At 48.1% G+C, this 16,835-nt stretch carries 6 protein-coding genes and 2 pseudogenes; 7 read left to right on the forward strand and 1 reads right to left on the reverse strand.

Annotated elements, in window-relative coordinates:
* The first annotated feature begins 268 nt into the window (after window positions 1–268).
* Window positions 269–4,255: a beta strand repeat-containing protein gene (locus ATY38_RS06220; protein ID WP_074701531.1), complete on the forward strand. Its 3,987-nt coding sequence runs from the start codon at window positions 269–271 to the stop codon at window positions 4,253–4,255.
* Window positions 4,256–4,415: 160 nt separating this feature from the next.
* Here ATY38_RS06220 and ATY38_RS06225 read toward each other — a convergent pair whose 3' ends face one another.
* Entirely contained in the window at window positions 4,416–4,796 is a 381-nt protein-coding gene (locus ATY38_RS06225) for a hypothetical protein (protein ID WP_062558550.1), read from the reverse strand.
* 559 nt (window positions 4,797–5,355) lie between these two features.
* Here ATY38_RS06225 and ATY38_RS06230 point away from each other — a divergent pair.
* The 6 genes and pseudogenes from ATY38_RS06230 to hemE all read left to right on the forward strand — a co-directional run bounded on the left by ATY38_RS06230 (window position 5,356) and on the right by hemE (window position 16,816).
* Entirely contained in the window at window positions 5,356–11,130 is a 5,775-nt protein-coding gene (locus tag ATY38_RS06230; protein WP_062558551.1) for a VCBS repeat-containing protein, read from the forward strand.
* A gap of 153 nt (window positions 11,131–11,283) precedes the next feature.
* Complete coding sequence (locus ATY38_RS06235) at window positions 11,284–12,342, forward strand: TIGR03032 family protein (protein ID WP_062558552.1); 1,059 nt, start codon at window positions 11,284–11,286, stop codon at window positions 12,340–12,342.
* 294 nt (window positions 12,343–12,636) lie between these two features.
* Window positions 12,637–13,155: pseudogene (locus ATY38_RS16450) on the forward strand (shikimate kinase); the annotation flags it as partial.
* Between the two features lie 60 nt (window positions 13,156–13,215).
* Window positions 13,216–14,316 carry a 3-dehydroquinate synthase gene (gene aroB, locus ATY38_RS06240; protein ID WP_235590435.1) on the forward strand — a complete coding sequence of 367 codons (1,101 nt, stop codon included), beginning with the start codon at window positions 13,216–13,218 and terminating at the stop codon, window positions 14,314–14,316.
* Window positions 14,309–15,431: pseudogene (locus ATY38_RS06245) on the forward strand (deoxyguanosinetriphosphate triphosphohydrolase). The gene aroB and the pseudogene ATY38_RS06245 overlap by 8 nt, the downstream one beginning before the upstream one ends.
* Window positions 15,432–15,742: 311 nt before the next feature.
* On the forward strand, window positions 15,743–16,816 hold the full coding sequence (gene hemE, locus ATY38_RS06250; RefSeq protein ID WP_062558553.1) for a uroporphyrinogen decarboxylase: 1,074 nt from the start codon (window positions 15,743–15,745) through the stop codon (window positions 16,814–16,816).
* The last annotated feature ends 19 nt before the right edge of the window (window positions 16,817–16,835 follow it).

The following is a 16,835-nucleotide window of genomic DNA, read 5'->3' on the forward strand; positions in this document are numbered from 1 at the left end:
CCACTATAATTCAAGCGCCGTTCAAGCTTCCATAAAACCTATGCAGCCTATCAGAATTATCTGAATTGTCATCGCAGGTTTTTTGTGCGACAGTGTCTGATCTCGTCAACATATTTTATAAAAATAATTTAAATTAACGATTTGCGGTGAATATTCTGCTGGCGAAGTTACACATTCATCATGCCACACGGTTTATGACCAAGATGATGGTGAATATCTCAGTAATGATGGATGACTTACAAATCCCTTCCTATATTGGAGGCAAGAAATGGCAATACCAATAATGAACGTGTCTATACTTAATGGTAGCAATGGTTTTCGTCTGGATGGTGTGGCGAAGGATAATGTTTCAGGTAATTCAGTCAGCAATGCTGGAGACATCAATGGAGATGGTTTTGATGATGTGATTATTGGTGCCCGTTTTGACGGTTCGAATAATACTTACTTCGGCTCAAGTTATGTGGTATTTGGTCAGGCGGCCGGATTTGATAGGATGCTGGATCTGTCCAGTCTCGATGGCAGTAATGGATTCCGCTTAGATGCTCCATACATTGGTCTGTACTATTTTTCAGGCAGCGATGCAGGTGACATCAATGGCGATGGATTTGATGATGTCATTATTGGTGCCCAGGGTGCTGATATGTATAGAACTCCGACATTTGATGGTGCAAGCTACGTTGTGTTTGGGCGGTCTTCCGGTTTTTCAGCGGACATCAATTTATCCAGTCTTGATGGCAGTAATGGGTTTCGCCTGGATGGAATTGAAAGTCAAAACGTTTCAGTCAGCAGTGCTGGAGATGTCAATGGCGATGGATTCGACGATGTGATTGTCGGTGTTTCAGGTGCCGAACCGAGCGGTTTTCAGTCCGGCTCCAGCTATGTGGTGTTTGGTAAAGCTTCGGGTTTTGATTCGACGATGAGTCTATCCAGTCTTAATGGCGACGATGGTTTTCGTCTTGATGGCGTGGCAAGTCGCGATAATTCGGGTACCTCAGTCAGCAGTGCGGGGGACGTTAACGGCGATGGTTTTGCTGACGTGATTATCGGTGCTACTGGGGTCGATTCGAACGCTGATTTTTCCGGATCCAGCTACGTGGTGTTTGGACGTGCCTCCGGTTTTTCTGCTGCCATGGAATTATCCAGCCTTGATGGTAACAACGGTTTTCGTCTGGATGGCTTGTCAGAGAATGACTTTTTGGGTAAGTCAGTGAGCAACGCGGGAGATATTAACGGCGATGGTTTTGCTGATTTGATTATTGGTGCTTCTGGTGCTAATACTAACGCTTCTGGTTCCAGTTACGTAGTGTTTGGTCGGGCAGCCGGTTTTGCTGCTGCAATGGATGTGTCCAATCTTGATGGTAGCAATGGTTTCCGCCTAGATGGTGGTAGCGCGGTTAGCAATGCTGGTGACGTCAATGGCGATGATTTAGATGATTTGATTGTTGGGGCTATCAGTGGTGATCCAGACGGCGATTTCTCTGGTTCCAGTTACGTGATATTTGGCAAGACATCGGGTTTTGCCGCCACGCTGAACTTATCCAGTCTCGACGGCAATGACGGTTTTCGTTTGGACGGTGTGGCAGCATATGACCAGTTAGGCATATCTGTCAGTAGTGCAGGAGATGTCAATAGTGATGGTTTTGATGATTTAGTTATTGGTGCTCGTCTCGCTGATCCGAATGGCGACAGATCCGGCTCCAGCTATGTAATATTTGGTGGCGACTTTATTACCGGTGAGGCGGTATATCGAGGTACTGCGGGGGATGATAATCTGGTGGGTACTATCTTGGCAGAACGTTTTGAGGCGGGTGACGGCAACGACCGCATGGACGGCCGCGGCGGCGCAGACATATTCCATGGCGATGGCGGTGACGATACCATTGCGGTCGCTGATCTTGACTTTCAACAGGTAGAGGGCGGGATTGGCACCGATACGCTGGAGTTGACGGGTAAGGGCATCAATCTGGATCTGGCGAACTTCCACGATACCATCGATGGTATCGAAACGATTGATCTGACCGGCAGTGGCGACAATACATTGACACTTACGTTGCCAGACTTACTCAGTCTTTCGGATACAACCAATACTTTTACCGTGAATGGTAATGCGGGAGACCATGTTGTTGGCCTCTTAGACGGCTGGACGGATGCTGGGTTCGAGGGTAATTATCGTATTTTTGCCAATAGCGGGACGACGCTGCAGGTAGATAGGGCTGTGCACACAGAAGTATCGATACCAACAACAGGTGTGATTAATTTAACTGATCTTGATGGCAACAACGGTTTTCGCCTGGATGGAGCGGCGTCAGGTGATTTGTCGGGCAGGTCAGTCAGTAATGCCGGGGATGTGAACGGCGATGGTTTTGATGATGTGATTATCGGTGCTCCCAATACTTACCAGGTTGGTTCGCGCACTGATCTCAACTCCAGTTATGTGGTGTTTGGTAAGGCTAGCGGTTTTGATGCTGAACTGAATTTATCCAGTCTCGATGGCAACAATGGCTTCCGTCTGAGTGGAGTGACGGCGGATGATTTGTCAGGCTGGTCAGTCAGTAGCGCAGGGGATATCAATGGCGATGGCATTGATGACGTGATTATCGGTGCCACTAGAGGTGATTCGAATGGTACTTTTTCCGGCTCTAGTTACGTAGTGTTTGGCAAAGCTTCGGGTTTTGCTGCTGACATGGATTTATCCAACCTTGATGGCAATAACGGTTTTCGTCTGGATGGCGTGGTAGCGTTTGATTCTTCTGGTACTTCGGTCAGCAATGCAGGGGATGTGAACGGCGACGGTTTTGATGATGTGATTGTAAGCGCCCCTTATGCTGACCCGAACGGTGAAATTTCCGGCTCAAGTTACGTAGTGTTTGGCAGAGCTTCCGGTTTTACTGCTACGCTGAATTTAGCCAATCTCGATGGCAGCAACGGTTTCCGTTTGAATGGGGAGGCGGCATATGATTTCTTCGGCTGGTCGGTCAGTAATGCCGGGGACGTCAACGGGGATGGCTTTGCTGATTTGATTGCCGGTGCTTCCGGGGCCGATCCGAATGGCAATTACTCGGGGTCCGGTTACGTGGTATTTGGTAAATCTGCCGGTTTTGATGCCATGTTGAATCTATCCAATCTGGATGGTAACAATGGTTTTCGTCTGGATGGAGCGACAGAGGGTGAAAGTGCGGGTGCATCGGTCAGCGGTGCGGGGGATGTCAATGGAGACGGTTTTGATGATGTGATTGTTGGTGCCCGTTATGCTGACCCGAATGGCGACGGATCCGGTTCCAGTTACGTAATATTTGGCAAGTCTGCTGGTTTTGATACTGAGCTGAATCTATCCAGTCTGGATGGTAACAATGGTTTTCGTTTGGATGGAGCGATGGAGGATGATAGAGCGGGCTATTCGGTTAGCGGCGCGGGGGATGTCAACGGTGATGGGTTTGATGATTTGCTTGTTGGTGCTCCTTTTGCTGATCCGAATGGTTATAGTTCCGGTTCAACTTACGTAGTGTTTGGCAAAGCTTCCGGTTTTACTGCTACGCTGAATTTAGCCAATCTTAATCTCAATGACAGCAACGGTATTCGTCTGGATGGAGCGACGATGGATGATAGAACGGGTGCATCGGTCAGCGGTGCGGGGGATGTCAATGGCGATGGATTTGATGATTTGATTGTTGGAGCTCCAAGAGCTGATCCGAATGGTAATGATTCCGGCTCCAGCTATGTAATCTTTGGTCGCAGCAGTTTTGTTCATAACGTGGATTTTCCTGGCACGCCCGGAGACGATATTTTTACTGGCACCAAAGCGGCGGAGAGCTTTGAGGGTGGTGATGGTAACGACCGCATGATCGGTCGCGGCGGTGCGGATTCGTTTGATAGCGGAGCGGGTAATGATTACATCCGCATCTTGGGCGATGATTTTCAATTTGTTGATGGTGGGTTGGGTACTGATATCCTGGGATTGGCCGGCAGCGGATACAATCTCGATCTGTCCAGCGTGATCGATAACATTCATGGAATTGAAACCATTAGTTTATATGGAGTCGGAGATAACATGCTGACCTTGACGGCGCAGGATGTTATCGATCTGTCGCAAGAGACGGATACTTTGAAGATCAAAGGTAACGCAGGAGATAGCGTGGTTGGGTTGAGCAGCGGTTGGACCGATGGCGGCGTTCACAGTAACTTCCATACCTTTACACAAGGGGAAGCAGTGCTGCTGATCGGGGTGGATGTGACGACGGATTTCCCGATAATCTAACGAGTTTTTAAGAACTTTCTGTATTACTATTTAGAATAACTAATTAAACGAATAGGATAGGATAGGATAAAAAATCAGTTAACTTGTTTTTATGATTTTATTTCAGGCAATAAAAAAGCCACTTGATATCAAGTGGCTTTTTTATAACGAGGAGATTTTACTAATTAACTTGAGTATTGCTGCTGCCGCTTACAAATTGCGGTGTTTGACTCTCACCCGCTAATTTGTAATGTATCGCTACTTGAGCTTTATTCTCAGCTACAATTTTTTCATATTCACGAATGTTGGCTTTCTCATGTGATTGAAAGTCCTGACCTCTACGACCATAGTAATAAGGCCTATCTTCATAATCTTCCAACGCAGCTTTATGCTGTACCAACTTATCTTCAGCTTCTTTTAATAAAAGTTCATGATGTTTTGCCAATTGCAGATGTTCTTGAGCGGTTAAAATTTCTTCTGCGCTTGCAGAACTGAAGGGCAGGCCGACAAAAAATAAAGCAGCGATTAATGATATTGCTGTAATAGTTTTTTGAGTTTTCATGATTTTTGCCTCCGAAATAAATTTCAACGATTGAGTACATATTAATGACTCCGGCATCGAAAATAAATCGGGAAACCCTTGATTCTTATACTGGGGAAACCCTTGTTGATCTCTAAGGAAAACCATTAGGATCCATGGAAATGAAGGGTGTATCTATAACAAGAGCGTTAAAGTCAGGTCAGCAACCCATTCATCAAAATTTATTTAATTGCTTTGCTTTCAGTCTTTACAAATATAAGTGTGCAATATCTGACCTGTTTTGATACGACAACTTCTGCAGAGAATGCGTTTTTCAGCAAACTTTCCGCTGTTTTCCAAGCATTCCTCAAGCTTCTTTAAAACCTACGCATACAGTCAAAACTATCTGAATTGTCATTAAAGTATTTTTGTGCCACAGTGCATGATCTCGTCAAAATATTCTTATAAAAATAATTTAAATTAACGATTTGCGGTATGCGATGGAATATTCTGTTCATAAGCAATCCAATCATCAAATGTAGCGGTGAGTTACCACAGCATTGATGGAAAACCTGCAAATCTCTTCTAATTTGGAGACAAAATGGCAACAACAAGTATCGATTTAGCTGATCTCGATGGCAGCAATGGTTTTCGTCTGAATGCAGAGACAGGATATTCCTTTCGTTCGGTCAGTAATGCAGGCGATGTGAATGGTGATGGTTTGGATGATGTGTCAATCAGCATTTCTGGGGATGCCAGCAGGGGTTACAGTAGTTCCGGTTACGTAGTGTTCGGCAAAGCTGCAGGATTTGATGCGGAGACGAATTTATCGGAACTTGATGGCAGTAACGGCTTTCGTCTGAATGAAGGAAATAGTTTAGAGCCCGCCGGGGATGTGAACGGGGATGGCTTTGATGATGTGATTATTGGTGCTGGGAATCACAGCTATGTGGTATTTGGGCGTGCATCCGGTTTTGATGCTGAGGTGGATCTATCCAGTCTTGATGGCAGCGATGGTTTTCGCTTGGAAAAAAGTAAAGTCAGCGCCGCTGGAGATGTGAATGGGGATGGTTTTGATGATGTGATTATTGGTGCTGGGAATTACAGCTATGTAGTATTTGGGCGTGCATCCGGTTTTGATGCTGAAGTGGATCTATCCAATCTTGATGGCAGCAACGGCTTTGGTTTACATAGGGTAGACAGTGGCCGATTAGTAATCAACACAGTCAGCCCTGCCGGAGATTTCAATGGAGATGGTTTTGATGATGTGATTGTTTTTTTTGATACAGTATTAGGTAAATCTGATGGCTATGTGGTTTTTGGCAAGTCAACGGGCATTGATGCGATGACGGAACTATCCAGTCTTGATGGCAGTAACGGCTTTCACTTAAAAAATATCTCATTTAGATTCAGTGACGCAGGCGATGTGAACGGGGATGATTTTGATGATTTGATTATTGGTGCTGGGAATTACAGTTACGTAGTATTTGGGCGCGCATCTGGATTCGAAGCCGAGATGGATCTGTTCGAACTCAGTGAGAATGGTTTTCGCGTGGATGCACTGGCGCCGCGAGATGGATTTGGCAGCTCGGTCAGCGCGGCTGGAGATGTCAACGGTGATGGTTTTGATGATGTGATTATCGGCGCTCCCGGCGGCTCCGGTTCCAGCTACGTGGTATTTGGCCAGGCATCCGGTTTTGATGCTACGGTCAATCTAATGTCCTTGAACGGAGCTCTGGAGAATGGTCATTTAGGTAGTTCGGTCAGTGGTGCGGGAGACGTGAATGGCGACGGGTTTGATGATTTGATGGTCAGTGCTGGTGGAGACATAATATACCGAGGGGTAGGTGATACGACCTATTATACGACCAGTTCCGGCTATGTAATATTTGGCAGCAGCGATTTCACCGGTTTGACAGCATACCTTGGCACCTCGGCCGACGACACGCTCACGGGCACACCGGCGGCTGAGATCTTTTATGCACGCGAAGGCAAAGACACGCTGATCAGTGGGGGGGGCGCGGATACGATTTTTGGAGGAACAGGCCGCGACACCATCCGGGTGTCCGATCCTGATTTTTTGCTGGTTGACGGTGGCAATGATCATTCCGGGTTTGTGGAAGATGACACCCTGGAGCTGGATGGCGGTGGAATGAACCTGGATCTGACGGCTGCAGATCACAAGGTTATCGATATTGAAACCATCGATTTGAGCGGTACCGGGGATAACGTATTAACGCTGACGGCTGCGGATGTGCTGGATCTATCGAGCAGCACCGATATCCTGACAGTCAAGGGCGACGCCGGTGATCGGGTTGCCGGATTAAGCAGTGGCTGGGTCGATCGCGGTTTTAAGGGTGAGCTTCATATGTTTTCGGCCCAGAATGAAGCGGTGCTGATGGTTGCGGATGCTGTAAGTACGGATTTTGTGGATGGCGGTCATATGGTTATATCCGATCTGAATGGGGATAATGGCTTCCGCCTGGATGGTGCAGCAGGTCATTCTTCAGGCGGCTCTGTGAGCAATGCGGGGGACGTCAATGGTGACGGTTTTGATGATGTAATCATCGGTGCTACTGGCGCGGGTGGTTTCTCCGGTTCCAGCTACGTGGTATTTGGCAAGGCATCCGGATTTGATGCCACAATGAACTTATCCGGTCTCGACGGCAGCAATGGTTTTCGTCTGAATGGGGTGGCAAATAATGACAGTTCTGGTGTAGTCAGTAGTGCGGGGGACGTCAATGGCGATGGTTTTGATGATGTAATCATTGGAGCACCTGGTGCTGACAACAATGATCTCTCTTCCGGTTCAAGCTATATAGTATTCGGCAAGGCATCAGGATTCGATGCGACGATGAATCTATCCGGCCTCGATGGCAGTAATGGTTTTCGCCTGGATGGTGAAGTACTGCGTGAATATTCCGGGCTTTCTGTGAGCAACGCAGGAGATGTCAATGGTGATGGTTTTGATGATGTAATCATTGGTGCTCCTGGTGCTGATCCGAACAATTCCAATTTCGATGATGAAGGCTCCAGTTATGTAGTATTTGGTAAGGCATCCGGATTTGATGCGGCGATGAATCTCTCCACTCTCGATGGCAGTAATGGTTTTCGTCTGGATGGAGAATCATTTAGTGGTCAGGCAGGTACTTCGGTCAGCACTGCGGGCGATGTAAATGGAGATGGGTTTGATGATGTGATTATCGGTACCGGAAATTCCAGTTACGTGGTATTCGGTAAGGCGGTAGGATTCGATGCAGCGATGAGCTTATCCGATCTTAACGGCAGCAACGGTTTTCGCATGAAGGGAGGGACGTCCGATATTTTAGCCGGATCGGTCAGTAATGCCGGAGATGTCAACGGGGATGGGTTTGACGATTTGATTATTAGTACCCGGGGAATCCGAGTGGGTGATTATTATTATGGTTATACCAATACGCGCGGAGGCAGCTATGTAGTATTCGGTAAGGAATTCGGTTTTGATGCGGTGATGGACTTATCCATTCTCGATGGCAGCGATGGTTTTCGTCTGAATGAGGAGGGGGATTACTCGGGCATATCGGTCAGTGGCGCGGGAGATGTAAATGGTGATGGGTTTGATGATTTGATTATCAGCGACCCTGATGAACAGGACAGCTTCGGCAATGCGGGTCCCAGTTCCAGTTACGTGATGTTTGGCAGGGCTTCGGGATTCAGCGCCGTAGCGGATTCATCCAGCCTTGCAGGCGACGAAGGCTTCCGGCTGGATGGGGGAAGGGGTGTCCTGGTTACGTCGGTCAGTGGCGCCGGGGATGTGAATGGCGATGGTTTCGATGATTTGATTGCCGGTGCCCCCGGGGCTGATTTGAATGGCAAAAATTCAGGTTCCAGCTATGTCATCTTTGGCCGCAGCGACTTTACCTCTGGACCTGATTTCTTGGGCACGCCAGGGGAGGATGTCTTCACCGGTACTCCCGCTGCCGAAAGTTTTGTAACGCTTGATGGTGATGACGGGATGATCGGTGGAGGCGGCGCGGATTCGTTCGCCGGCGGAGCGGGCGACGATGTCATGCAGATCGCGGATGCGGGCTTTGTGCTGATCGATGGCGGCACCGGTTTTGATACCCTGGAACTGGCTGGCGGCGGTTTTAATCTGAATCTGTCCAGTGCCGGAGACAAGATGCAGAATATCGAAGCCATTGACATGACCGGTAGTGGAAATCATAAGTTGATTTTGTCGATGCAGGATGTGCTGAATCTGTCGGATGAGACCAATACCCTGAGAATAAAAGGCGATGCCGGGGATAGCGTGGCCGGACTTGACAGCGGCTGGGTGGATGGCGGTATCCAGAATGGTGTCCGCACTTACATTCAATTTGACGCTGTGTTACAGATCGATGTGGCCGTAAGCACAGACTTTGTGGATGATAATGCCATGAGTTTATTCAGCCTTGACGGTAGCAACGGTTTCCGCCTGGATGGTGAAGCAGCGCATGATGAATCAGGCCGTTCTGTGAGCAATGCGGGGGACGTCAATGGAGACGGTTTTGATGATGTGATTGTCGGCGCTCCTCTTGCGAGTTCGAATAGCAATTATTCCGGTTCCAGCTACGTGGTATTTGGCCAGGCATCCGGATTTAATGCCGCGATGAGCCTGTCCGATCTGGATGGAACTAACGGTTTCCGCCTGGATGGTGAAGCAGCGAGTGATGGTTCAGGCTGCTCGGTAAGCAGTGCGGGGGATGTCAATGGCGATGGGTTCGATGATTTGATAGTCGGATCTTCTTATGCCGATCCGAATGGTAGTTTGTCAGGCTCCAGTTACGTGGTATTTGGCAAGGCATCCGGATTTGATGCCGCGATGAATCTGTTCAGTCTTGATGGCAGCAACGGTTTCCGCCTAGATGGTAATGCAGTGTATGATCGTTCAGGTTTGTCAGTCAGTGGTGCAGGGGACGTCAACGGCGATGGGTTCGGTGATGTAATTGTTGGTGCTTACGGTGCCGATCCAAGTGGTAATGATTCCGGTTCCAGCTACGTGATATTCGGGCGCGCATCCGGATTTGATGCCGCGATGAATCTGTCCAGTCTTGACGGCAGTAATGGTTTTCGTTTGGATGGTGAAACGGAGCATGATGAATCAGGCCGTTCTGTGAGCAGCGCGGGGGACGTCAATGGAGACGGTTTTGATGATGTGATCATTACTGCTCGTTATGCTTTTCCGCATGGCTATGGATCCGGTTCCAGTTACGTCGTATTCGGGCGCGCATCGGGATTTGATGCGGCGATGAATCTATCCGGCCTGGACGGCAGCAATGGTTTCCGCCTGGATGGCGTGTCGGTATATGATATACCAGTCAGTGGCGCGGGAGACGTCAACGGGGATGGTTTTGATGATGTGATTATTGGCGCTCCCGATGCCGATCCGAATGGTAGTTATTCCGGTTTCAGTTACGTGGTATTTGGCAAGGCTTCAGGGTTTGATGCTACGATGGATTTATCCGGCCTTGACGGCAGTAACGGTTTTCGTTTGGATGGTGAAACGGAGCATGATGAATCAGGCCGTTCTGTGAGCAGCGCGGGGGACGTCAATGGAGACGGTTTTGATGATGTGATTGTCGATGCCCGGGATTCCAGCTACGTGGTATTCGGGCGCGCATCCGGATTCGATGCGGTGATGAATCTATCCGGTCTCGATGGTAGTGACGGTTTTCGTATCGATCGTGTCACGATCGATAATTTTTCACCCGGATCAGTCAGTGGCGCGGGAGATGTCAATGGTGACGGCTTCGATGATTTGATAGTCGGATCTCCCGGTGCCAATGTGAATGGTGCAAATTCGGGATCCAGCTACGTGATCTTTGGACGCAGCGACTTTACCGATGGTGAGGTGGTGGACTTTCCCGGCACGCCCGGTGATGATATTTTTACCGGCACCAAAGCGGCGGAAAGCTTTAAAGGTGAAGCTGGCAACGACCGCATGATCGGCCGTGGCGGTGCGGATTCGTTCGATGGCGGTGCGGGTAACGATTACATTCGCATATTGGGCGATGACTTTCTGTTTGTTGACGGCGGTTCAGGTACCGATACGCTGGGATTGTCCGGTAGTGGGCTCAATCTGGATCTGCCCGGCGTAATCGATAAAATTCATGGCATCGAGACCATTGCTTTATATGGTACGGGTGACAACATGCTGACCTTGACCGCGCAGGATGTCATTGATCTATCGGGTGAGAGGAATACGCTGAAAATCAAAGGCAATGCAGGAGATAGCGTGATTGGGCTGAGCAGCGGTTGGACGGATGGCGGTATTCATGGCAATTTCCATACTTATACGCAAGGTGATGCGGTGCTGCTGATCGGGGTGAATGTGACGACGGATTTCCCGGTGATTTGACAGGGTGTTGGAAACCGACGCAAAATACTCATTCCTTATGTATAAACTGTGTTGTTTGCCTTGCAATGATTGCCTCAGAAAAGTTTTTCACAACTCATCAATGTCACCAAAATTGATGGTTCTCAAACTATAAATTTAAACGTCAGGATATGAATGGATACTAACGAGACTACTCCAGCACCTGCGCCGATGCTGGAAATGAGTACTTCCCGCCAAATGTTGTCTTGGCTGGCTGAGCAGAAACTATCCATCGCTTTTACAACTTACCAAGTGGGTAAGTTGTATTTTATCGGTCTCAAGCCCGACAATGGGCTTTCGGTATTTGAGCGTAGTTTTAACCGCTGCATGGGGTTATGCACGACGCCAACCGGTTTGTACATGAGCAGCTTGTATCAGGTGTGGCGCTTTGAGAATGTATTCGAGGCGGGGCAGCAGCAGGATAGTTTTGATCGGTTGTATGTGCCGCAGATGGGCTATACCACGGGTGACCTGGATATACACGACATGGCGGTGGATAGCGATGGCCGCCTGGTGTTTGTCAATACGTTGTTTGGCTGTTTGGCTACATTGAGTGAAACGCATAGTTTCAAACCAATCTGGCAACCTTTCTTTATCAGCAAATTGGCGGCGGAAGATCGTTGCCATCTGAATGGCCTGGCGATGAGAGAGGGGCAACCGGCGTATGTGACTGCGGTAGGACAATGCGATGTGGCCGATGGCTGGCGTGAACATCGGGTTGGCGGTGGCATTGTCATCGATGTGCAGCGCAATGAGGTCGTTTGCGGTGGATTGTCGATGCCGCATTCGCCACGCTGGCATAATGGCAAATTGTGGTTGCTTAATTCCGGTACAGGGGATTTCGGTTATGTTGATCTGGCATCCGGGCGCTTTGAGCCGTTATGTTTTTGCCCCGGTTATATGCGCGGCTTGAGTTTTCATGGCGACTTTGCTTTGGTGGGCTTATCCAAGCCGCGCGAGAATAAAACATTCAGCGGTTTGGCGTTGGATGATCACCTTAAGTCGCGTAACGCAGAAGCGCGTTGCGGTATTCAGGTGATCGATTTGCGCAGTGGGGATATCGTCCATTGGTTGCGTATCGAGGGCGTGGTTGAGGAATTGTATGATGTGGTTACTTTGCCCCACGTGCGCCGCCCCATGGCGCTGGGTTTCAAGACGGATGAGATTCGCCGGGTACTGAGCGTTGAGACCTAGGAGGTCGAACTTAAGGCTATCCCACTCGGCTCGCTACGATTGCTTAAGTCCGGCAGACTTCCGGATTGCAGGATTGAGCGTAAACTGTCTTCAGCAGGTGAGATTACTAAACCGATGAGATGATTTCTTCACTGGTTCTGGTGAAGATTCAAATTTATAGCGCCTGATGTCAATCCTTGCCCTGAGGACAAAATACCGATTCACCCTTTTTGTGGGTTGTTTGCAAACGGCTTGCCTCGTGCAATGTGCGGGTTTTCAGCTACAATTGCAGATATGAATTCGAGTAAGACAAAAATGCTGTCACCCATTCAGAAAAAATTGGGGGATACCAATATAATTTTAGTGGGCATGATGGGTGCCGGGAAAACGACGATCGGTAAAGCATTGTCGAATTCTCTCTGTAAAGCTTTTGTTGATTCCGATCATGAGATTCAGAGGCGGACTGGTGTAAAGATTCCCGTGATATTTGAAATCGAAGGAGAGGCTGGCTTTCGTAAGCGTGAGTCAGAAGTATTGGCCGGATTGGTAGAAAAGAAGAACATCATTCTGGCGACCGGTGGAGGTGCGGTACTGAATGCAGAAAACCGCCAGTTATTGAGACGAGGCGGAATTGTTATCTATCTGCGGGCATCGGTTAATGATTTATATCGACGAACCCGCCATGACAAAAACAGGCCCTTGCTGCAGGCGACCGAGAACTTATACGCACGATTGAATGAGCTTTATATGCAACGGGATGCGCTTTATCGTGAAACGGCGCATGTCATCATTGATAGCGGAAAGCAAGGGGTGCGTTTTCTAGTGCAAAAACTGATCAACAAATTAATATCTACAGATTTCAATACAATCATGCAGAAAAATCCTGGTAATACTATGCAGACCGTCGCTGTCGATTTTACCCCTTCATTGGAGAAACGGAGTTATCCGATACATATTGGTTACGGAATTTTGCAGCAAGTTGACTTGATTGCTTCCTGCTTGCCGCAAAAACGGGTAGCTATCGTAAGTAATACCACCGTGGCTCCCTTTTACCTGAACAAGCTGCGTATTCGATTGGAGGAGAAAGGCGTGAGCTCCGTTCCAATTATTCTTCCGGATGGTGAAGCTTACAAAAACTGGGAAACTTTAAATTTAATTTTTGATGCGCTACTGGAAAATCACTGTGAGCGCAATACTGCGATACTGGCGCTGGGTGGGGGGGTGGTCGGTGATCTGGCCGGTTTTGCCGCAGCAACTTATCTGCGCGGTGTACCCTTTATTCAGATACCGACAACATTGCTGGCTCAGGTGGATTCCTCAGTGGGCGGAAAAACCGGAATCAATCATCCATTAGGCAAGAATATGATCGGAGCATTTTATCAGCCGCGTATGGTGCTAACCGATAGTGCAACCTTGAATACCTTGCCGGATAGAGAGTTACGTGCCGGACTGGCCGAGATCATTAAATACGGCTTGATCCGTGATCCTGCTTTTTTTGAATGGCTGGAACAGAATATGCATCGCTTGCTTGCGCGTGACCCGACGATACTGAATGAAGCTATTCAACGCAGCTGCGAAAATAAAGCGGAAATAGTGGCTGCGGATGAGAAAGAAAAAGGGATCAGAGCGTTGCTGAATCTGGGCCATACCTTTGGGCATGCGATTGAAAATGGCATGGGATATGGCGTCTGGCTGCATGGTGAAGCAGTGGCGGCAGGAACGGTAATGGCAGCTGAGTTGTCACGCCGCATGAAGCTGATCAGCGAGGCTGATGTTCAGCGTATACGCAGAATTCTTTTGCAGGCTGAATTGCCGGTTGTCGCGCCTAAAATGCCGGCGGAAAAATATTTGCAGCTGATGACTTTGGATAAAAAAGTGGAAGCTGGCAAATCACGCTTTATTGTTCTTAATCGGATAGGTGAGGCGGTAATGAGGGCCGACATTGTGCCTGCAATCTTAAATGAAACGATTCTGGCATGTATGTCAAATGAATGAGTTGGCTGTTTATGCCGTGTCTTCTGAAAATTCTCGTGGGCGTGAGGTACCGGAGGAATTGCCGGCCGGGCGCAGCGAATTTCAGCGCGATCGGGATCGTATCATCCATTCTGCCGCCTTTCGTCGACTGGAATACAAAACCCAGGTATTTGTTAATCATGAAGGGGATTTGTTTCGCACGCGCCTGACGCATAGTCTTGAAGTTGCGCAGATAGGGCGTTCCATTGCAAGAAATCTGGGTCTGAACGAGGACTTGGTGGAAGCGATCACATTGGCGCACGATCTTGGGCATACGCCTTTTGGTCATGCGGGCCAGGATGCGTTGAATGAGTGCATGCGCGATTATGGTGGCTTTGAACATAATCTGCAATCCTTGCGGGTTGTTGATGTGCTTGAGGAGCGGTATGCAGCTTTTGATGGGCTGAATCTTTGTTATGAAACCCGTGAAGGTATACTCAAGCATGTTTCCAGGAGGAATGCGCAGAAACTGGGTGCGGTGGGCGAGCGTTTTTTGCAGCGCAAAAGGCCTTCATTGGAAGCGCAGCTGGCTAATTTTGCCGATGAAATTGCGTATAATAATCACGATGTGGATGATGGACTGCGTTCGGGGTTAATCACGCTGGATCAATTGGAGGGCGTCGCAATTTTTTCGCATCATTTGGAACAAGTTAAGGAAAAATATCCAGTACTGCCTGAGCGTCGCATGGTTTATGAAACTGTGCGCGGTATGATCAATACCTTGGTGACTGATCTCATCCAGCAAAGCACGCGTAATATTAAAGCAGCAAAAGTTGATAGCTTGGTCGCGGTGCATGTAGCGCCGCCACTTATTGGTTTTAGCCAGCAAATAAAAAAAACAGCAGCAAGAATTGAAAAAATTTTTACTCGATAACCTTTACAGGCATTTTCGCGTGGTACGCATGAGTGCCAAAGCTCATCATACGATCGAGAGGCTATTTTCAGTCTTTAGCTCGGAAATAAAATTATTGCCCACTCAATATCAGAAAAAATTTGATCGAGAGGGTCATCAGGCCATTGCTGATTATATTGCTGGTATGACTGATCGGTACGCCATCAAAGAATATCAGCGTTTATTCGCTATTGTGGAAAACTAGATTTACATCGATTGATTAGTACCAAAGTCAATTTTTAAGCGAATTTCCGAATTGAATATACTGGTGTGGCGATGTACGTAAAGGCCGTTCACTGGTAATATTATTGATTGGTAAAGGTGAATCCTTATCAGGCTGTTGAAAAAACTATCCGCAATGCTGCTACTGCGTTAGTAACAGACTCAAAAAGCTCATTTGTTAGGCGTATATTTTTTGTGCCCGCTACGTTTTTTTCAATTTCCTTGGAAGCGTTTTCAACCACCTGTTAATGGAAATTGCCTGTTTAGAATAACAATAAGAGTTAGGTTTATTTAATGACAACGCTGAAAAATGATACGTTATTACGCGCATTGCTGAAACAACCTGTCGATTACACCCCTGTCTGGTTAATGCGTCAGGCAGGCAGATATCTTGCGGAATATAATGCAACGCGCGCGCGCGCGGGAGATTTTCTCGCTTTATGTAAGAATCCCGGATTCGCTACTGAAGTGACTATGCAGCCGCTTGCGCGTTTTCCGTTGGATGCGGCCATATTATTTTCAGATATTCTAACCATACCTGATGCGATGGGGTTAGGGTTGTATTTTGCTCATGGCGAAGGCCCGATGTTTGAGCGTCCGCTGCGAGACGAAAAGGAGATCCGTGCGTTAAAGGTTCCCGACCCAGGCAAGGAATTGCGTTATGTAATGGATGCGGTGTCGGAAATCCGCAAGGCATTGGATAATCGAGTTCCCTTGATTGGTTTTTCCGGCAGTCCGTTTACGCTGGCTTGCTATATGGTGGAGGGACGCGGCGGAACCGAGTTTCGGGAAATCAAGACGATGTTGTATCAGCGTCCAGAATTATTGCATCATATTCTGGATGTCAATGCAAAGGCCGTGACAGCTTACCTGAATGCGCAGATTGAATCGGGTGCGCAGATAGTCATGATTTTTGATACTTGGGGCGGTGCGCTTTCGCATGGAGCTTATCAGGAATTCTCGTTGCGTTATATGCAGCAGATTGTCGCCGGATTGAAACGGGATCACGAAGGCATGCGCATCCCAAAGATTGTTTTTACCAAGGGTGGCGGTTTGTGGCTGGAATTAATTGCTGATATTGGTTGTGATGCCGTCGGTTTGGATTGGACAATCGATATCGGGGAAGCGCGCCGGCGGGTTGGGGATAAAGTTGCTTTGCAGGGAAATCTCGATCCTTCGGTGTTGTTTGCTTCACCAGAGGTGATTACTGCGGAAGTTGAGAAGATACTGCTGAGCTATGGTGCTGGAAGTGGTCATGTCTTTAACTTGGGGCATGGAATTTCTCAATTTACGCCACCCGAGAATGCGGCAGCTTTGGTAGAAGCGGTACATACGCTGAGTCGTAAATTCCACTTGGAGAGTGCTTAAATTGATCTGAGGCATTGCA

Source organism: Nitrosomonas ureae, assembly GCF_001455205.1.
GTDB lineage: Bacteria > Pseudomonadota > Gammaproteobacteria > Burkholderiales > Nitrosomonadaceae > Nitrosomonas > Nitrosomonas ureae.